This is a genomic window from Acinetobacter sp. GG2 (genome assembly GCF_000292385.1).
In the GTDB taxonomy this organism is placed as follows: domain Bacteria; phylum Pseudomonadota; class Gammaproteobacteria; order Pseudomonadales; family Moraxellaceae; genus Acinetobacter; species Acinetobacter seifertii.
The window spans coordinates 1-20,383 of record NZ_ALOW01000022.1; the positions used below are offsets into that span (position 1 = coordinate 1).

Sequence of the window (20,383 nt, forward strand, 5' to 3'; positions counted from 1 at the left end):
AATCCAGCTCCCGCTACCAAGTTTCTTAAAAGAGGCTCACAGACAAGTGGGCCTTTTTGCACAGTGGACTATTGTTTTCTGTGCTACATAGGGGCGATTAACGCCCTTTTTTATTGGTTATCGTATCGCTATCGTGTAGTGTCGACATCAATTGGTCAAATAGTCATGCTTCACTATAGTAGGTCTGTGTCGGTTAAAACAACCGATTGAATCGCACGAGAATGACGAGAGTAAATGAAATTATCAAATAAATCCCAAGCATTGTATGACATGATTGCCCCAGCAGTGCAAGCATGTGGTGTTGACCTGTGGGGAATCGAATTCCTTCCACAAGGTAAACGTTCATTATTGCGTATTTATATCGATAGACCAGTTGATGAAAATGCTGAACCAGTGATTAATGAAGATGGTGAAGTAGAACAAGGTCGTGGTATTGGTGTGCAAGATTGTGTACGAGTTACACAACAAGTCGGCGCAATGTTAGATGTTCATGACCCGATTTCAGGTGAGTATTCATTAGAAGTTTCTTCACCAGGTTGGGATCGCCCATTTTTTCAACTCGAACAATTGCAAAGTTACATTGGACAACAGGTTGCTTTGCGTTTAATTGCAGCAGTAGAAAATCGCCGTAAATTTCAAGCAAAACTCCTTGCTGTAGACCTTGAAAATGAAGAGATTAAGGTTGAAGTTGAAGGAAAGCATGTGCTTGATATCGACAGCAACAATATCGATAAAGCAAACTTGATCTATCAAGATTAAATTTATTTAAATTATATAAGAAATCGGTAGGTGACTTATGGGCCGCGAAATTCTTACCGTTGTAGAAACGGTTAGTAATGAAAAAGGTGTTAGTCGTGAAGCGATCTTCGAGGCTTTAGAACAAGCTCTAGTTGCTGCAACGAAGAAAAGATTTTACGAAGGTACACATGCTGAAGAAGCTCAGCTTCGTGTAGAAATTGATCGTAAAACAGGTGATTACCGTACATTCCGTCAATGGACTGTTGTGGCAGATGAAGATCATGAAATGCCAGCTTGCCAAGACGCGATTTCTGATCTTGACCCATCTAAATGGTCAATTGGTGATGTACGTGAGCTCGAAGTGGAATCTATCGAGTTTGGTCGTATTGCTGCACAAATTGCAAAACAAGTTATCGTACAAAAAATTCGTGAAGCTGAGCGTGCTTTAGTTGCTGATGCATACGAGTCTAAAGTTGGTGAGTTGATTTACGGTGAAGTGAAAAAACAAACCAAAGATGGCTTTATTATCGACTTAGGCGACAACGCAGAAGCTTATCTTGCACGTGAAGAAATGATTCCTAAAGAAATTCTTCGTCCAAAGCAACGTGTAAACGCTATTTTATATAATGTTAACCGTGAAGGTCGTGGCGCTCAGTTGTTGTTATCACGCGCTAAGCCTGAAATGTTAATTGCTTTAATGAAAAAAGAAATTCCTGAAATTTCTGAAGAAATCATTGAAATTAAAGCAGCAGCACGTCAACCGGGTGTTCGTGCTAAAATTGCAGTGAAAACAAATGATCACCGTATTGACCCTGTAGGTGCGTGTATTGGTATGCGTGGTACGCGTATCCAAGCTGTGCAACAAGAGTTAAATGGTGAACGTATTGATGTAGTGGTTTGGTCTGATGATCCAGCTCAATACATTGCAAGTGCATTAGAACCAGCTGATGTTTCAGGCATCGTGCTTGATGAAGATGCAAGAAGTGCCGACATTATTTTTGCAACCAGCGATCAATTGGCTCGTGCGATTGGCTCACAAGGTCAAAACGTTCGTTTGGCTTCTGATTTAACTGGTTATAAACTCGACATGATGCTTGAAGAAGAGTATCGTGCTCGTCAGCAAAATGAAGCTCAGCAGTATCTTGACATGTTTGTATCACGTTTAGATATTGAAGAAGATTTAGCAATGGCATTGGTAGAAATGGGCTTCACTTCTTTAGAAGAGATTGCTTATGTGCCTGCTGAAACTTTTGACGAAATTGAGCTTGACGCTGAATTGGTTGAGTTATTGCAAAGTCGTGCAAAAGAAGCAGCTCTTACTGATGCTTTGAAACAGCAAGAAAATATTCAAGAACCGAGCGCAGACCTCCTCACTATGGAAGGCATGACTTCTGAGATCGCTTACTCGCTTGCCGCTCGCGGTATTATTACCGTTGATGATTTGGCAGATCAGGCTACTGACGATATCTCTGATATTGAAGGTCTTGATCATGAAAAAGCTGGTCAATTGATCATGAAAGCTCGCGAATCATGGTTTAACTAGGAGATGAAATATGACGGACAAGTCGATTAAAGAGTTAGCTCTCACTGTAGGACGTCCTGTTGAGAAGCTCCTAGAACAGGCTCGTGAAGCAGGTTTGCCTCAACGTACAGCAGACGACATTATTACCACTGAACAACAGGATACTTTGGTCAATCATTTGAAAAAAGTACATGGTCAGGAAAGTGGTAACACAGGAAAAATTGCGTTGAAACGTAAAACAACCAGTACCGCTAAAGTTGCAAGTACTTCAGGTAAAGCAAAAACAATTAACGTAGAAGTACGTAAAAAACAAGTTTTTGCTAAGCCAAACCCAGAACAAATTGCAGCAGAAGCTAAAGCGCGTGCAGAAGCAGAAGCTAAAACACGTGCAGATCAACAAGCGCGTGATACTGCAGAGCAAAAAGCGCGTCTTCAAACAGAGCAAAAAGCAAAAGCAACTTTAGATGCGATGCGTGCTGCTCACCAACAAGATAGTGCTGCACAGTCAGCACCTAAAGCTGCTGTTGTAGTGAAAAAACGTGGTGGTGGTACAGTAAAACCTGCACCAAAACCAGCAGAAACTTTAGAGCAAAAGAAAGCGCGTGAAGCACAGACAGCTCAGTTAAAAGCAACTGAAGAAGCTGCACGTCGTAAAGCCGCTGAAGAGGCTCAACAACGTACACTTGAACAAATGCGCAAAATGGCGTCTAAGTATTCAAATGATGATACAACGACAACAATTCGCGTAATTGATGATTCTCCACTTGCTTCAGGTCTTGTTGGCCAAGCTTATGAAGATTCGTTCAAGCAAGAAGACCGTGAAATTAAACGTGGTGGTGCAACTACTAACCCGCGTGCTGGTAAGAAAGGCGGTCGTCGTGGTCAAGAAGAGCAAAGCTTCGTTAACCATAACAAACGTGGTTTAAAATCAAGCCAAGCAAATAAGCATGGATTTGAAAAGCCAGTTAAAAAGCAAGTCTACGATGTAGAAATCGGTTCAAGTATTGTTGTTGCCGATCTTGCTCAAAAAATGGCGATTAAAGTACGTGAAGTTATCAAAACACTTATGAAAATGGGTGAGTTGGTTAACCAAGATCAAGCGATTGACCAAGATACAGCAGCACTTGTTGTAGAAGAAATGGGCCATAACCCTGTTCTAGTTTCTGATACACAAGCGGAAGATAACTTGCTTGAAGCGGCTGAAGAAGCACGTGGTGAGCAAACAACTCGTCCACCAGTTGTTACGATTATGGGTCACGTTGACCATGGTAAAACATCATTGCTTGACCGTATCCGTCGTTCAAAAGTGGCGGCTGGTGAAGCAGGTGGTATTACCCAGCATATTGGTGCGTATCACGTTGAAACAGACAAAGGAATCATTACATTCCTTGATACACCGGGACATGCTGCGTTTACTTCAATGCGTGCACGTGGTGCTAAAGCGACAGATATCGTGGTATTGGTTGTTGCGGCAGATGACGGTGTAATGCCACAAACTGCAGAAGCAATTGATCATGCACGTGCAGCAGGTACTCCAATTATTGTTGCAATCAACAAAATGGATAAAGAATCTGCTGATCCAGACCGTGTGTTAAACGAATTAACAACGAAACAAATCGTTCCAGAAGAATGGGGTGGTGATGTTCCGATTGCTAAGGTTTCTGCACATACTGGACAAGGTATTGATGAACTCCTTGATTTAATTCTTATTCAATCAGAATTGATGGAATTAAAAGCATCTGCTGAAGGTGCTGCGCAAGGTGTTGTTATTGAAGCACGTGTTGATAAAGGCCGTGGTGCAGTAACTTCTATTCTTGTTCAAAACGGTACATTAAATATTGGTGACCTTGTTCTTGCAGGTTCATCTTATGGTCGTGTCCGTGCAATGTCTGATGAAAACGGTAAGCCAATTAAATCAGCAGGACCATCTATTCCAGTAGAAATTCTGGGTCTTCCAGATGCTCCAATGGCAGGTGATGAAGTTCTTGTTGTAAATGACGAGAAGAAAGCACGTGAAGTTGCTGATGCTCGTGCTGACCGTGAACGTCAAAAACGTATTGATCGTCAAAGTGCAATGCGTCTTGAAAATATTATGTCGTCAATGGGCAAAAAAGACGTTCCTACAGTGAACGTTGTTTTAAGAACTGACGTACGTGGTACTTTAGAAGCATTAAATGCAGCTTTATATGAACTATCTACTGATGAAGTAAAAGTTCGTGTAATTAGTTCAGGTGTTGGTGCGATTACTGAGTCTGATGTGATTCTTGCTGAATCTTCAGAAGCTGTATTGTTAGGCTTTAACGTTCGTGCTGATACAGCTGCTCGTCAACGCAGTGACCAAGATGGTATCGATATTCGTTACTACAGCATCATTTATGAATTAATTGATGATGTGAAAGATGCCATGAGCGGTAAACTTGCTCCTGAACACCGTGAAACAATCTTGGGTGTTGCTGAAGTACGTGAAGTATTCCACTCAAGTAAGTTTGGTGCAGCAGCAGGCTGTATGGTACTTGAAGGTACATTGCATCGTAATAAACCGATTCGCGTATTACGTGATGACGTGGTTGTGTTCCAAGGTGAACTTGAATCATTACGTCGTTATAAAGATGTGGTTGAGGAAGTTCGTGCCGGTATGGAATGTGGTCTTGCGGTGAAAGGTTATAAAGACATCAAAGTACAAGACAAGATTGAAGTATACGATGTTCAATTGATTAAACGGAGTCTTTAATGGCGGGTAGCCAACGCTTAAAGCGCATGGCGGATTCAGTACAACGCGAGTTGTCTGAGCTAATCCGTCAAGAGCTTAAAGATCCTCGCTTAGGTGGTCTAGTGACCATCTCTGCGGTGAAAGTCAGTGCGGATATGGGATATGCTGAAGTTTACGTTACTGTTATGGGACGTGAGCTAGGTGATGAACAAAGTGAAGCAGCAAATAAAGAAACTTTAGATGTATTAAATAAAGCTTCTGGTTTCTTGCGTCATGAGTTAAGCCGTCGTATTAAAACTCGTATTACGCCTCGTTTACGTTTCCATTACGATAAGACGAACGCATATGGTAACTATATGTTTGGTCTTATTGAAAAAGCGGTACAAGATTTACCGGAACGTAAGTCAGATGACCAAGAGTAATTAAAACTCAAAATAAAAAAGCCACCTTGGGGTGGCTTTTTTATTATTCAACATTTTACTTAATGTTTAGGTGGATCCATCGGAGGTTTATTCTGTGAAAAGCGTTGTCCGATTTTATAACGATCCCATGGTAATGGACGTTCTATAGCTTCAGGAACCTCACCACTGAGTGAGCGTAAGCGTAGATGTAGTGCCGCTTGTGCTATTAAATTGGCTGAAACAGGAGCTGTAATAAAAGCCAAAAGTGTGATCAATAGTTCGGCAAAACCAAAGCGGCCTTGGAAAGCAAAAAAGATCATTGAAGCAATTAAAAAGCTACCTAAACCCAACGTGCTCGATTTGGTAGGTGCATGTAAGCGCATGAATAGATCGGGTAGGCGTACCATTCCGATCGACCCGACCAACATAAAGAATGCACCGAAAACCAGAAAGATCGAAACAATAATTTCCATTGTAAATTGCATTTTGACCTCCCTTTAATCGATCACATGACCAGTTGTGAAATAACGTGCCAAAGCAGCTGTCGAAACAAACCCTAGCATGGCAACCAATAATGCCCCTTCAAATAAAGAGGTGGTTGTCCAATAGATACCTAATACAACAATCAGACAAGTTGCATTTAGAAAAAGCGTATCGAGTGCCAAAAGACGATCTACAATTGATGGCCCCATCACCATTCGAAACAAGCAAAGTAACATAGAGATTGTGATAGCAATCATGCTAATACCAAGAGCATAAGGTAGGATGGTCATATGTTGTCCTCCGATTTGCTTTTTACATCAAAAATTTCCATGAGCGGAGCTTCATAGCGTTGTTTGATGTCTTGCACATCACTTTCGGTATTTTGTGTACTGAGTGAGTGCACCAGAATATCACCACGCTCTTGATCAATACCAGCTGAGACAGTTCCCGGTGTTGTGGTAATAATCATTGCCAGTAATGAATTCACCTGTTCATGTTCCGTTTCTAAAGGCACACGGTACCACTTAGGATGTAATTTTTTAGGCGGCCCTAATACCAGTTTTGCAACACGAAAATTGGAAATAACAATATCCCAAAGTACAACAAAAAATAGTTTTATTGCTGGTTGCCAATGGATGTGCGGTGTTCTGGTAATAAAAGGTCGAACTAAACGCGGAATCACAAGACCCAAAATTACAGCCATAAGTAGGTCGCTGGCATCAAGACTATGCGAGAGCATTAACCAGAAAATAATAATCAAAAAAGAAACAAATGGATGTGGGAACCAACGTTCAAGCAATTTAGATAGCTGCATTGTTAAGGCTCCATAGGTTTCAGTTGACTTTCATCAGCAATCGTTGGTGTTAGCAATTTTTCTTGCTGCTGAATTTGGCGGCGCTTATATTCGGAAATATGCTCACCGTTAAAAGTGTCTTTAGAAATAATGTCAGGAACGAGATAGGCATTATGATCTTCAACTTCTCCACCATATTTTGTTTCTGGTAAATAAGATGAGTCATAAGGCTGAACACTAATAGTTTCACCATTTTGGTCAGTCTTAAGAATAGACTGCTGATAGAGCGCATGGTTTTGAATTTGTTGAGCTGTACCAGTTGTATAGTGCAATACGGGTGAAGCAAACACTGCATAAGTGATCAAGCCTGCAAGCAGAATATAAATGACCGAATCATTACGTGGTGGTGCTTTTACAGGTAGAGCTTGATAACTCATGTAAGCAGGATTTTTTGGGTCTTCTTCTGGTACTGAAGCTCTCCAGAATAAAATAAACCCGATACGTGTTAACGCAATAATGCTTAATAGACTTACTACAAGCACGACTCCAATGATCCAGCCTTGATATGCAGTTTCAACAGTCGCTTGTAGAATAAATACTTTCCCAAAGAAGCCACTAAAAGGCGGTAACCCGGCAAGCATCATTGCAATTAAAAAATAAGTCAGCATCGCTGCTTTTTCTTGCTTGATTCTTGGAGCAATCTTTAAGTGATCTTTAAAGTCACCACGTTGTGAAGTCATCCAGCCACAGAACAGGTAAAACGCAGCGCCAATTAGTGTACTGTGTACGAGATAGAACAATGCTCCTGACCATGCTTGCGTGTTTGACATTGCTATTGCGGTCAATAGAGTGCCAATCGAAGACAGCACCATAAAACCAACAAAACGTCTGAGACGATCTGCACCAATTGCTGCAATCACACCATATAAAGAAGTGACTAAACCAATTGGAAGGAGCCAACCTTTAAAGATTTCCTGACTGATTACATCGTTAAATACTGTTCCATTGACACGTAAAATGGCATAAATCCCCACTTTGGTCATAATGGTAAAAATTGCTGCAACGGGCGTACTTGCAACGGCATAAGTTTTTGGTAGCCAAAAACCAACCGGTAACATGGCAGCTTTAATACCAAATACAACAAATAAGAGTAGGGCACCAGCAACTGCTAATTTATGCTGGTCTGCATCTAAAGTTGGTAAAAGGCGTGAAACGTCAGTCATATTTAGACTGCCTACACTGCCATAAATCATACCAAGGCCAATTAAGAATAGGGCAGAGGCTAAAAGATTGATAATGACATAGTGTACGCCAAGTTGAAATCGTGGCTTCCCTTGTCCATGTAGTAGCAGGACATAAGAAGCCATAAGCAAAATTTCAAAGAAAACGAACAGGTTGAATAAGTCACCTGTGAGAAATGCTCCGCATAACCCCATTAAAAGAAAATGGAATATGGCGTGGAAATAGCGTCCACGTGTATCCCAATTTGCGCTGGCATACCATAGAACTGGAACTGCTAATGCATAGGTTAAAACCAGCATAAATGCAGAGAGTCGGTCGAGTACCAAGACAATACCAAAAGGAGCTGACCACTCACTCAACTGATAAACCGTAATTTGTCCGGTATTTGCAACAATAAGATAATTAACAGCAGTGGCTAAGCCTGCAACTGCTGAGACTAAACTAATGCCACGACGCCAAGGTTGTCGCCAATCTTCTTTCAATGCGCCAGCGCCAGGATTACCTAGAAGTAATAAGATAAAACCAGTAAAAGCAGGAATGAGGATGCTGAAAATAGGTGTATTTGCTTGCCAAAAAGATAAAAAATCAAACATCACGGCTCATCCTCACGTGGGTCGTATGTTGGGGAAATATCTTCTTTAGCATCAACATGATCACTACCTGATTCATAACGGCTTCGTAATGCTAGTTGCACAATGAATGCTGTAGTCGCAAAGCCGATAACAATCGCAGTTAAAACAAGTGCTTGAGGAAGGGGGTCTGTAATATTCGTCGTTTCAGTTAAAATTGCAGGTGAGCTCACTTGTAAGCGGCCCATCGCAAACAAAAATAGGTTAACTGCATAACCGAGTACAGCTAATCCCAATACAACAGGGAATGTACGTGCACGTAAAATGAGATAAATGCCTGTCGCAACAAGTAGCCCAATGGCAGAGGCCAGTAAGAATTCTAAACTGATCATGATGATTTCTCCCCATGAGGTACAGGACCAGACATACTCGAATGGCGAGAGTCCCCTAATACAGAGATAAGTAGCATCGTGGCACCTACCACTGTGATATACACACCCAAATCGAAGCTCGCTGCTGAAGCCAGATGTAGTTTTCCTAAAATTGGTAATTCAACATAGACATGAGCACTAGTTAAGAATGGTCGTGCCCAGAACCATGCGGCAATTCCAGTTAAGCCTGCAATTGTTAAACCCGAACCAATCCAGACTTCGTATAGACGACCAGATTGTGCTTTTAGCATTTGTTCCGCTTGATCTTGACCTAAAGCAATATATTGAATAATCAGTGCCATTGAGGTAATTAGACCTGCAATGAAGCCACCGCCAGGATAATTATGTCCGCGCATAAAGATGTAGACACTTACGACAAGTGCCAAAGGCAGTACCCATGATGCCGTAATACGGAACATGAGCGGAGATGGGTTAAAGCGATAGGTGAGGCCTTGTGTCATGGTGGTGCCGTGTACTCGCATACCATCCATTAAGCAAAGTGCTCCAATCGCAGCAATGCCGAGTACAGTAATTTCACCGAAGGTATCGAAGCCACGGAAGTCGACTAAAATGACATTTACAATGTTTGAACCACCACCTAGTGGTAAAGATTGCTGCGCAAAGAACCATGAAATTGAATTGTGATCACGAGTTAAAATGAGCCACGTAATCCAGCCGATACCTAAACCACCAATAATTGCTAAAGCTGCATCTCTTAAACGTCGAGAACGAAGAGATTCATACGGTGTAAGTTGGGGAAGTAGAGATAAACTCATTAACAGCAATACAGTAGTAACTACATCGACTGTAATTTGAGTCAACGCTAAGTCTGGTGCCGACATGGTGACAAATACCATGGTAACCACAAGACCAATTGCACCGCTAATCAGTACTGCTTTGATACGCTCATGATGAAACCAGAGCATCATCCAGCAACCAGAGAATAATGTTAGCCAAAGAACAATAGCAATCCATGGTGCATGTGTCAGTTCACGTGTACCTGTTGTAAGCCCTTGATTGATTAAAGGCAGGGTAACCATGATGATGCTAAAAGCAATGATGAGGAACAGGTAACTTTGTAGAGAACCATTCTCAGTTTTTTGTTTGATTTTGCGGCTAGTTAATAATAAATGTTTTAAAAATAAATCAAACAAAATACGACCTTGTAAGCGACCAAGTCTTGGATCGAGGTCGATTTTACGAATCATGCCGTCTTTTGCTAAAGCAAAATAGAAAAGTGTACCGCCCACTAAGGCAATAATACTCATGATTAAAGGTGCATTGAATCCATGCCAGATCGCAAGATGAGTTCCTGCAAAATCAGGCTGCATGAGACTTGCGCGTGTCACACTGTTAACTAAAGGCTCGACCAGTAAGGATGGGAAAATACCCACTAAAATACAGAGTGCTGCAAGTAGTATGGCTGGTGCTCGCATGCCAATTGGTGGTTCATGCGCATTTTTATTTGGCACTTGTTTACCAATTGGACCGTCAAAGAACACGCCGTGTACTAATCGGATTGAATAACTCACTGCAAAAATACCAGCAAGAGTCGCAACAATGCTGGCAAAGATAACTGTTGAACCTGAAAGGTTTGCTAACAGTTCGGTAAAGAACATTTCTTTTGAAATAAAGCCATTGGTGAGCGGAACACCTGCCATTGATGCTGCAGTAATCATGGTAAGTGTGGCGGTAAACGGCAGTAATTGCCATACCCCACTTAACTTTCTAAGATCACGTGTACCAGTTTCATGGTCAATAATCCCTGCAATCATAAACAGCGCAGCTTTAAATGTTGCATGGTTAATAATATGAAAAACCGCTGCTGCAACAGCTAAAGGTGAGCCAATACCAAGCAAGCAGACAATCAGACCTAAATGACTAATGGTTGAATAGGCTAACAGTCCTTTTAAATCTTCTTTAAAGATTGCAAAGCATGCGGCCATACAGAGCGTAAATAGGCCTACAAAAGTAACGATGTTGTGATAAAGCGCGGCACCAATAAAGATAGGTGCAAGACGAGCTAATAAGAAAATACCAGCCTTAACCATGGTTGCGGAGTGCAAATAAGCCGACACCGGAGTTGGTGCAGCCATTGCATTGGGTAACCAAAAATGGAAAGGGAACTGCGCACTTTTTGTAAAAGCACCGAGTAAAATAAGCAAAAGCGCTGGAACGAAAAGATGATGACTTTGAATGAGATCTTTCATTCCGACAATATCATTAATTTCGTAGGTACCTGTGATTTGTCCTAATAAGACAAATCCACCTAACATAGCGAGTCCACCCATTCCTGTGATGGTAAGTGCCATACGTGAGCCACGCTGGGCTGCCTCGTAATGACTCCAGTAACCCACTAATAAGAAGGATGAAATACTGGTAAGTTCCCAAAAGACTAATAAAATAATTAAATTATTGGAAAGAGAAATACCCAACATAGCTGCCATAAACAGCATGAGTAATAAATAGAGTTTACTTAGTGAATTTTTAGGGCCTAAATAGTAATAGGCATAAATATAAATGAGTGTACCGATACCGGTAATAAGAAGAGAAAATAATAAACCAAGGGCATCAAGTCTAAAGCTCAGATTAATCCCAAGTTGTGGTAACCAATCCCAACTTTGTTGAATGCTCGCACCACTAAGCACTGTTTTAGCTTGAGTCAGTAATAAACCAAAACTGGTTAAACTGACTCCGATTGCCCCTAAAGCCGTTACTCCACGTGAAAACCGTTGAAGCAATGAAACAAGGGTGGTGCCTAATATTAACGGTAATAAGATAATTATCGGTAGCACACTCGTATCCATATATAATTTAGACCGAAGCCTAAAGGTGAAATTTTCATTTCAGAATAGATAGGAATTCAAAGAGATTTCCAAAGCTTATATTCTGAAAACCCGACCAAATTAGAAAAATAAAGCGAGAAACAAGTTGTATTGCGCAACTTGAATAATAAAAACGCAAAATGAAATTTATTGTACACTAAAAAATCATTAAAAATCTGATGTTATTACATGCGGTAACAACATCTAGTGATTTTTCAGCTTAAAAACCAGATTTCATCGTATATTTAGCGAATGAGGTTTTTATTATAAAAATTGCACTAAATGAATAATAACGTTTCATAGCGAAGAAGTTTCTTCTGAAGTATCTCCTGTATGAATCATACGTAATAATTCAATTTTTTGCTGTTCATTTAAGCCTTGGATTTGTTGGTACAAACTGTCGATTTGAGTTATCGAAGGTTGAGTATCAAGTGGTAGCGTATCGACATGAGGAACTGTTTCATCTCTTTGCAATAGCGTATAAAGGTGTTCAAGCTGCTGTTGAGTGGTATTTAAATCAAGTTGAGTAACCTTGCCATGTTCTAATTTAAGACATTGGTAGGTAACTGCATGTTCAAGTAATTCTTCACGGCTTCCAGTCACAATAATTTGTAAACGCGGAAAGGCTTGATGCAGACGATTTAAAATTTCAGAACAATGCAGAGCATCTAATTGCGAATCAATCTGGTCAATTAACAAAACTCCTTCGCCTTCAAGGCAAGGGTTTAGGCTCAATGGATTGAGCAAACAAAGTCTACGAACAATATCACCTACCAAAGCAATCCATGTTTTTGTGGTATTTGAAAGTTGCTGAAACGTTAAAATCTCACCTTGATAATGGGCCATAAGTTGAAGCTTTGGATGATATTGTAAATAGAGCTCAGAAAGCTCAGGAAAAACAGTTTTTAACGCTGATTTGAGTGCGTATAAATTTGGAGAGGGAAGTTGCTTTGGTTGTCCTGCCAATTCGATTTGAAGTTGGCGTAAAAGTTCGTCCTGATCTTCTGGATTTGATTGTTGTGAAATAATTTTTTGTACAACATGAGCTGCTTGTGCATTTTCAATATCGCTAATTTCCCGTAACCATTCAAAAAAGCGAGTAAACGTTGTAAATGGAATTAAACTAATATCGTAAGCAGAAATAGATTGGGTAATGCCCGGTAGGTTTTTGTTGAGCAAACTTATATCGTTAACAAAGCGCTCAGATGGATAATAGGCAAGTAAGGGCAGACCTTGAAGTGGGTCTTTTCTCGTTACTTGATGATAAAGTGCAATGGCTTGATCGAGTTGTTGAGTTTCGACTTGACTCATGCCTATTCCACTCGAATTTAAGGTCTTAAACAGTTTCCAGCTACAAAGTGAGGTGTCAGTCTGCTGTGCTGAAGTTGTTTCAGGGAGTTGACCAAACTCTGAAGGAATATGAATACTGACTTCTATTTTAGACTGCAAACGAGAAAGGGTAATGTCTTGATCAGGCATAACCACGCCCGGAGTACGGACATCTTTCAAGCGAGCAGGAAACCATGTTAAGGCATTATAAATATGCTTGAGCAACATACTTTTTCCGGTTGCCTGTTCACCTAAAATTAAAGTAATTGGTTGTTTATCATATTCAAACTGGATCTTTAGATCATGAAACAGAGCAACATGTTTAAATTGGATAGATTCAAGTCTCATAGGCTCACCTAATTATGAGCGCTTCAACCAACCGACTTTCGAAGACTTAAAGGCGCCCTTACTTTTAATTGTTGTATCAGATCATAAAGATGATGGATGTTTAGACTTACTTTAGCACGAGTACAGGCCACGTAAAGTAATCTTAATTCTTCATCTGTAATCTTATGCTCTAAGCCATTAATTTTAAATTGATAGTCATCTTCAATATGGACACGATTCCACTCTAAGCCTTTTGCTTTATGGGCGGTAGAGATGACATAGTCAGCCTGTTCAAGTGGGGTAATCTTTGCAAGCGCTTTTTTCAGTGGGTCAGTGCCGTGATCATCTACCAGTTTAACCAAGGGTTTAATGTCACTTCCTTCATTGGTTTCACAATATTCATGAACATCATGCCATGAGTTAAACCATGCCAACTCGGGAACGTCAGTAACTCGTTTCCCTTGTTTCAAGAGGCTTGCGGCATCTACAAAACGGTTTAATTTTTGATGGTCTGCCTGCAAACTTACTTTATCACCGTGAACTAAACCAGCTAATAAAAGCTCCATTGCCCGAGCATTGGTACGACACAAAATCGCATCACGCATTTTGGTATGAGGCTTATTGACGACACTTGATTTTTGGTTCGGATTGCCAAGCAGAGGAACTGTCTCATTTAAGCCACCTAGCAAAGCATTGGCAACATCGGCAATTGCCTCTCCAAAACGGAAAGAAGTAGTGAGGCGAGACTCTGGCAAAGGCAGCTGTTGCATGGCATTTACTGCACCGCGCCACGCGTAGATTTGCTGATGTGCATCGCCTACATAAATAACCTGCGTACTTTTTTGACGAAGTAAAATCCCCAGCATTAAAGGATCAGCATCTTGGGCTTCATCAAATAAGACATAATCGGCTGGAATGTTAGGTTCAGACAAGGCCCAAAGCTTAAGATAAATATCGTGACCAATTCCGGCTTGATGGTTCGGGTCGATAGACTCTAACCAGCGCCGTTCAACAGCAGGGTAAAGGTGGGCTTGTAGCTCAGTAATATCGTCTGGATGTAACCAGTTAGGTGCCTGAATATGTCGAGGAGCGGGGTATTGTGAGCTAGTCGAACAGAAATAGCTCACCGCATTTGCGATAAGGCTTGCGAGGCGGCTTGGCATTAAGACGTATTTTTCATAACGCCCACCCATCATACGTCGCAAGGTAATCGGTTCTAGTCGATATTCTTTTGCAATGAAGCTTGGACTTAAGCGCGGCAAGCGTAATTTATCAGTCACACCACGCGGCACACTACGAAACGCGAGCGAGTGGAAAGTACGGCAGTCTACATTGCGATGAAATTTGTTCTGAGCTTCGCCTGCAATGGCCTTGTTGAATGCTAGGTACATACCACGCCGTTCAGGCATGGCATCGCTAATCATTTGTAATGTGGTGGTTTTACCTGTACCTGCATAGGCAATCACTTTAAATGATTGCCCAAGACGTCCATTATCTATGGCAATTGCTTGCTCATAGGTGGCTTTAGGTTTTTCGATATTCGACACTGAGTGATTTTAAACCTTGTTGCGGTTAGCTTTTTCAACTAAACCAGATAAACCCTGACGACGAGCTAATTCGTCAATAATAAGTTGTGGATTAAGATCGAAATAACCCAACATGACAATGCTATGGAACCACAAATCGGCAGTTTCATAAATCAAGTCATTTAAATTGCTTTCTGTATTTTGAGCAGCGTAGTCTTTCGCAGCAATAATAGTTTCTACGCTTTCTTCGCCGACTTTTTCTAAGATTTTATTTATGCCTTTTTTGTAGAGGCTTGCCACATATGAAGTGTCTGCTTCTGCTTGCTTACGCTCTTGCATTAATTGCCCTAAGTGAGCAAGCACATCAACTTGTTCAGTGGTATGAGCGTGATCGTGGCTTTCAGTTTTAGCTTTGTCACCATAAATTGCAGTAGGGTCTTTTAATTGTGCATCGACAATTTCCCAACCCTGTGGGGTAAGTTTACGGTAGAAACAAGACTCACGACCTGTATGGCACGCGATACCACCGTGTTGTTCAATTTGTAGAATAATTACATCGGCGTCGCAGTCCAAACGAATTTCATAAACTGTTTGAAAATGGCCTGATTCTTCACCCTTGTGCCAGAGTTTTTGGCGAGAACGAGAGAAGTATACAGCCTGATTTTTTTCTGCTGTGAGTGCAAGTGATTCACGGTTCATCCACGCTACCATCAAAATACGTCCGGTTTGATGATGTTGAGCAATGGCAGGGATAAGACCTTGTTCGTTAAATTTTACTTCATCGAGCCATTGCGTATTGTTCATGAGGAATCACCAAAAGTGTTATATGAGTAAAAATGAACCGTAAAAACGGTGACTATAGTTTACGGTATGAAAGCTGTGTTTAGGAATAATTCTTTCTATATTTCTATTTCATTTCAAAAGGAACAGCACCGAGTATTTAATGAGTAGATAATTGAACTTTGTAGTGTGGCAATTTTTTCCAATACAGATTAAGGCATGGCGTGGTTTAGTTGAAAATATAATTTAATACAACGGAGCAAATCATGTTCTCGACTAAGTTTTGGCCTTTATCTTCTCATTACCATGTCCATATGATGGACATTCCTCTTCCAAATAATTTTTCTCCAAAGGCGCTAGAGCTTATAAATCAAGCAATTCGTATTAGTGATGCGATTAATAATATTCAACCTCTTAATCAAGAAAATCATGATGGCTTAATTAAAATAATGAAAGAAAAGCTGGCTTTTATATGCTTGAGATTGACACAAGAATTTAATGATGAGGACACAAAAAAATCATTAATGATGAGAGCAGAAATTTTGCAAGATGAAAAATTACAGAGTGAACTGTTACCAAGAATTGCTGCTCTTAATGAAAATGAGCTTCTTCAAGGCATAGGATATATGTCTACTTGGATAGGAAAATCAAAATCCCAGTATCATTCGGCATGGTTTGGAATTCCTAATAATGAGTTACAGAATATTTCAGACACTGTAGATAAATTGTTCAACAAAAACCTTGGCTGGCTAAAAAATACAATTAATGAGGACCTTATAGCACTACCATTTTGCTCTTATAAAATAGTTGATCTATTAGCAGTCGCTGGTGAGGCTAATGGTTACCCAAAACATTTTGCTTACTTCTTTCCAGAAGATGAAGGCATTAAATATTCACCTGTTAAAAGAACAGTTGTATTTGCAAATACATATCTAACAATGTTTGAAAAATTTTCTCGTAAAGAGACGAAATTATTTGGATGGGATAAAATAGAAATTCCTGATATTAGTATATGTTCTCGATATTTAATAGCATGGTTTCGGGGGCATGATTTAGGTCATTCTATTGTTCGTTCTTGTACGAGATTTGATCTGCTAAGTAAAATGGATCGATGGGGATCAATGGTAATTCAAGAATCTCTAGCAGATCTTTTTGGATTTTTAATGTGTACGACGGAACATACAAAACATGAACTTGATTTAGATAAAGAAATTTTAGGGAAAATTTACCTTTTAGAATTATTCCGTTATTTAAGAAGAGGAGCGTGCGATTTTCCTGATGCTGGCTCTGCTTATATCCAATTAAAGTATTTAATTGAAGAAAAAGTAATTGATATTTCTAATAATCATATAAATGTTAATCTTGATATTCTTATTCCTGCCTTTGAGAAGTTAGTAAAAGAGTTGAGTGAAACTGTTTTGAGTGATGATATTGAAAAGGGATTGATGTTCATTCAAAAATACTCTCCTCATCATAATAAAAAAGATGCTGAAGAAATTATAATCCGTCTTGGTAAAACAGTAGATGTAATTGAATATAGTCAAAGAGTTAAGGAGTGCGCTTAATGGAACCGTTTTCAAATGGTTTTCTTCTTAGTTTGTCACTCTGTTTAGATATTGGTATTGCTAATATTGCGATTATTAATTTAGCAATGCAACGTGGCTATTTTCAAGGACTTTGGCTAGGTATCGGAACCTGTGTCGGTGACCTGATTTATGCTGTTTTAGCCTTGGCGGGTATGAGTATTCTACTGCAATATGAACCAATACGATGGTTATTATGGATTGGTGGTGGAGCAATACTCATCTGGTTTACTATCAAAATGCTAAAAGAAGCCTTACAAAAAAAACAAGAGATTCAACTACAAAAAGTTGTTAAAGAGGAGACTTCCTTTAAGTCTTTTGGTAAGGGGATGATATTAGCGATGTCTTCTCCTACAGCAATTTTATGGTTTGCTACAGTAGGTGGAGCACTCATTTCTAGAATGGGAAACAATGGTTCTTTTGCAGTCTCATGGTTTCTGCTAGGTTTTTTTATAGCAGGTATATTCTGGGCTGCAGTACTATCTGGTGTTGGTGGCTTTGGCAGTAAGATATTAGGCAAAAATATTTTAAAGTATTCTTATATTGCTTCTGCTGTGATTTTTGCTTATTTCTCATTTTATGTGATTTATTCAGGTTATAAAGAATTTATTCTTTCCTGAGTTAATTTGTGTCAAATAATGGTGGGGGGTTACCCCCATCGTTTTTCTAAAAGCATGAATAAAATGGCTTTGATCATAAAAGCCAAGGCTCATGGCGGCTTCTACAGAATTCATATTGTTTCTTAGTAGGTTTCTTGCTGCATTTAAGCGTAGTTGCATGTGATATTGGAGTGGCGGCATTCCAACATGTTGTTTAAATGCACGCACGAAATAATATTTGCTTAAACCACTCATGTGAGCAAGTTCATCGAGTGACAGCTTTGCTGTCAAATGCGCGCGCATATATTCTTGAATAAATAATACTGCCGATTTGGCTTGAGCATCGAGATAAATTTTGTCTTCAACAAGTTGGCCTAAAAGCAATAATAACTGTTGTTCTTTATTAAAAGGTGAGTCATCTTTTTGATTAAATGAAATAATGGCATTGAATAACTCAGTATTTTTTATAATTCCTTCTTTTAATACTGGAGCAGTATTACTGCTATAGATATTATTTTCAGATACAAAAGCACGTAGTGCGCACTGGGGAAGATGAATACTAAAAAATTCAACTTGATTGTTACTAAATCGAGAAGATTGTATTGATGTAGGATTATATATAGTAACTTGTTTTGCTTTTACAGAATCTTGTTTGCCATTTAGCCAAATTTCTTCAATTCCTGAAATATTAGCGCTAATTACATATTCATCATGCACATGACGTGGATAGGCATCATTGCAAGCAATTGTGCGAGAACATTCTATCTGATTGATGCTAAACCATTCCGATGAAATAAGCACTTGGCATTCTCTTAATCTGATGCATATGAACTGAATAAATCATATACATCATTTATTTTCAAGTCTTAAAAAAACTTGAATAAATTAAGAACCTTTTTAATTATTTTAATATACGCCAAAGCGCTAATAAACTGCTTAGCACAATTAAAATAATAGAAACAAACCAAGGGCTAATAATCGCGATGGTGAGCAAAATCAGCATGGTACTGCCAAATATCCAACTGCGGCGTTGTTGATGTTCTATTTGCAAACGAAGTTGCTGCATTTCGCGTAACTGACGGTCTTGCCAAGCAGACTGATTTTTTAAACCATTTAAACTGTCAACAATTAAGCTTGGGAAATCTTGGGCACCTAAAAGCAGGTCAGGTAATTGCTGTCCTAACTCTTTTATATTTTTGACTGGGTTCATGTTGGCTTTGACCCATTCTGTCAAAATTGGTTTTGCCAATTTCCAGATGTCGAGCTGCGGATAAAGATCGGTCCCTAGGCCTTCAACATGCACTAAAGTCTTTAGCAACAACATGAGTTGCGGTGGAATCTCTAAATGGAAGCGACGGGCAATATCCATCACTTGAATCAAGATGCCCGCAAAATCAAGTTGATCCATTGGTTTAGATACCATTGGACCAACTGTGCGACGCATTTCACGCGATAGCGCATCTTGGTCTGTACCTGGTGGAATCCAGCCAGCTTGATGCACAATTTGAATGAGCTGCATAAAGTTGCTGTTCATTACAGCAAGCAACATGCGGGCAATGGTCATCTGGTCATGCTTAGATAACTCACCCATAATTGCACAGTCGAGTGCAATAAAGCGTGGATTGCTTGGGTTAATTGTTTCTACAAAGACATTGCCGGGATGCATGTCAGCATGGAAAAAGTTATCGCGGAATACTTGCGTAAAGAAAATGGTTAGTCCTTTTTCTGCAAGTTGTGCGCGATCCATGCCTAGACGGTCAAAGGTTGCCGTATCTGAAATAGGCACACCAGTAATACGTTCAGCCACCATGACATCTTTGGTATCCATGTAGACTTCAGGCACGTACATCATGGTTGAGCCAGTAAAGTAATGGCGCATACGACGAGTGTTGTCTGCTTCGATACTCAAGTCCAGCTCATTTAAAATAATCTGGCGGTAGTCTTGAATAATTTCAGAGAGATGTAAGGCACGAGCAGCTTCAAGGCGACTTTCTAATGTGTTGCCTAACCATGCCAAAATCTCAAAGTCTTGCAAAATTTGATTACGAATGTCAGGGCGAGTCACTTTAACAACGACTTCTCGACCATCGTGCAAAGCAGCAGTATGAACTTGTGCAATTGAAGCAGCCGCTAATGGCTGGTCATCAAATCGTGCAAACAAGGTATTTACATCAGCTTTTAATGATTCTTGAATACGTTGTTTGGCGACATTGCTATCAAAAGGTTTTACCTGATCTTGAAGTAAGACCAATTGAGCGAGTATTTCAGGTGGAATTAAATCGCGTCGAGTTGAAAGTAATTGTCCAAGTTTGATTGCAAGTGGACCCATCTCTTCTAAAGCCTCTTTGAGCTTTAAAGGATTTTTACGTTCGCGACTCGACCATGCAGCAGGATGCATTTTAATAACACTTAATGCACGCTGAGCTTTAACAGGTAATTCATCCGCAGGGAATAACGTATCGAGTCTATAGTGCGCTGCAATACGCCAAAGTTCGAGTAAACGTGAAACGTGCGGAATCATATAC

17 protein-coding genes are annotated in these 20,383 nt (G+C 40.0%); 6 read left to right on the forward strand and 11 right to left on the reverse strand.

Features of this window, described 5'->3' with window-relative positions; all coding sequences use genetic code 11:
- Window positions 1-234 precede the first annotated feature (234 nt).
- The 4 genes from rimP to B554_RS0102685 are packed head-to-tail and all read left to right on the forward strand — an operon-like array spanning window position 235 to window position 5,392.
- Window positions 235-759, forward strand: coding sequence for a ribosome maturation factor RimP (gene rimP / locus B554_RS0102670; RefSeq protein WP_002157009.1), 525 nt, complete (start codon window positions 235-237; stop codon window positions 757-759).
- Window positions 760-796: 37 nt separating this feature from the next.
- Entirely contained in the window at window positions 797-2,281 is a 1,485-nt protein-coding gene (gene nusA / locus B554_RS0102675; RefSeq protein ID WP_004699068.1) for a transcription termination factor NusA, read from the forward strand.
- Window positions 2,282-2,291: 10 nt separating this feature from the next.
- The gene (infB, locus tag B554_RS0102680; RefSeq protein WP_004699066.1) at window positions 2,292-4,991 is read left to right on the forward strand and encodes a translation initiation factor IF-2; all 2,700 of its coding nucleotides are present in this window, start codon (window positions 2,292-2,294) and stop codon (window positions 4,989-4,991) included.
- Window positions 4,991-5,392, forward strand: coding sequence for a ribosome-binding factor A (locus tag B554_RS0102685; RefSeq protein WP_002114836.1), 402 nt, complete (start codon window positions 4,991-4,993; stop codon window positions 5,390-5,392). The genes infB and B554_RS0102685 overlap by 1 nt, the downstream gene beginning before the upstream one ends.
- 59 nt (window positions 5,393-5,451) lie before the next feature.
- Here the strand turns inward: B554_RS0102685 and B554_RS0102690 are convergent, their stop codons facing one another.
- From B554_RS0102690 to hisIE, 9 genes are all read right to left on the reverse strand, one after another.
- Window positions 5,452-5,856 (reverse strand): Na+/H+ antiporter subunit G, encoded by a 405-nt coding sequence (locus B554_RS0102690; protein WP_004699064.1) that lies wholly within the window; start codon window positions 5,854-5,856, stop codon window positions 5,452-5,454.
- Window positions 5,857-5,868: 12 nt separating this feature from the next.
- Window positions 5,869-6,144, reverse strand: coding sequence for a monovalent cation/H+ antiporter subunit F (locus tag B554_RS0102695; protein WP_019456876.1), 276 nt, complete (start codon window positions 6,142-6,144; stop codon window positions 5,869-5,871).
- On the reverse strand, window positions 6,141-6,668 hold the full coding sequence (locus B554_RS0102700) for a Na+/H+ antiporter subunit E (RefSeq protein ID WP_019456877.1): 528 nt from the start codon (window positions 6,666-6,668) through the stop codon (window positions 6,141-6,143). The genes B554_RS0102695 and B554_RS0102700 overlap by 4 nt, the downstream gene beginning before the upstream one ends.
- 2 nt (window positions 6,669-6,670) lie before the next feature.
- The gene (locus B554_RS0102705) at window positions 6,671-8,482 is read right to left on the reverse strand and encodes a monovalent cation/H+ antiporter subunit D (protein WP_019456878.1); all 1,812 of its coding nucleotides are present in this window, start codon (window positions 8,480-8,482) and stop codon (window positions 6,671-6,673) included.
- On the reverse strand, window positions 8,482-8,850 hold the full coding sequence (locus tag B554_RS0102710) for a Na+/H+ antiporter subunit C (RefSeq protein WP_000624229.1): 369 nt from the start codon (window positions 8,848-8,850) through the stop codon (window positions 8,482-8,484). The genes B554_RS0102705 and B554_RS0102710 overlap by 1 nt, the downstream gene beginning before the upstream one ends.
- Window positions 8,847-11,696, reverse strand: a complete 2,850-nt coding sequence (locus tag B554_RS0102715; protein WP_019456879.1) for a monovalent cation/H+ antiporter subunit A — start codon at window positions 11,694-11,696, stop codon at window positions 8,847-8,849. Before B554_RS0102715 ends, B554_RS0102710 begins: the two co-directional genes overlap by 4 nt.
- 315 nt (window positions 11,697-12,011) lie before the next feature.
- Window positions 12,012-13,391: an AAA family ATPase gene (locus B554_RS0102720; RefSeq protein WP_019456880.1), complete on the reverse strand. Its 1,380-nt coding sequence runs from the start codon at window positions 13,389-13,391 to the stop codon at window positions 12,012-12,014.
- A 23-nt stretch (window positions 13,392-13,414) separates the two neighbouring features.
- Window positions 13,415-14,917 carry a UvrD-helicase domain-containing protein gene (locus B554_RS0102725; RefSeq protein WP_019456881.1) on the reverse strand — a complete coding sequence of 501 codons (1,503 nt, stop codon included), beginning with the start codon at window positions 14,915-14,917 and terminating at the stop codon, window positions 13,415-13,417.
- A 9-nt stretch (window positions 14,918-14,926) separates the two neighbouring features.
- Complete coding sequence (hisIE, locus tag B554_RS0102730; RefSeq protein WP_019456882.1) at window positions 14,927-15,700, reverse strand: bifunctional phosphoribosyl-AMP cyclohydrolase/phosphoribosyl-ATP diphosphatase HisIE; 774 nt, start codon at window positions 15,698-15,700, stop codon at window positions 14,927-14,929.
- Window positions 15,701-15,942: 242 nt separating this feature from the next.
- Between hisIE and B554_RS0102735 the strand changes: the two genes are divergently transcribed.
- Both B554_RS0102735 and B554_RS0102740 read left to right on the forward strand, forming a co-directional pair.
- Window positions 15,943-17,241, forward strand: a complete 1,299-nt coding sequence (locus B554_RS0102735; RefSeq protein WP_019456883.1) for a hypothetical protein — start codon at window positions 15,943-15,945, stop codon at window positions 17,239-17,241.
- Complete coding sequence (locus B554_RS0102740) at window positions 17,241-17,879, forward strand: LysE family transporter (protein ID WP_019456884.1); 639 nt, start codon at window positions 17,241-17,243, stop codon at window positions 17,877-17,879. Before B554_RS0102735 ends, B554_RS0102740 begins: the two co-directional genes overlap by 1 nt.
- Here the strand turns inward: B554_RS0102740 and B554_RS0102745 are convergent.
- Together B554_RS0102745 and B554_RS0102750 are read right to left on the reverse strand one after the other, a co-directional pair.
- Window positions 17,850-18,659, reverse strand: coding sequence for a helix-turn-helix domain-containing protein (locus B554_RS0102745; protein WP_019456885.1), 810 nt, complete (start codon window positions 18,657-18,659; stop codon window positions 17,850-17,852). The two genes, B554_RS0102740 and B554_RS0102745, sit on opposite strands and share 30 nt — an antisense overlap.
- Window positions 18,660-18,759: 100 nt before the next feature.
- Complete coding sequence (locus B554_RS0102750; RefSeq protein WP_019456886.1) at window positions 18,760-20,379, reverse strand: ABC1 kinase family protein; 1,620 nt, start codon at window positions 20,377-20,379, stop codon at window positions 18,760-18,762.
- Window positions 20,380-20,383: the final 4 nt, after the last annotated feature.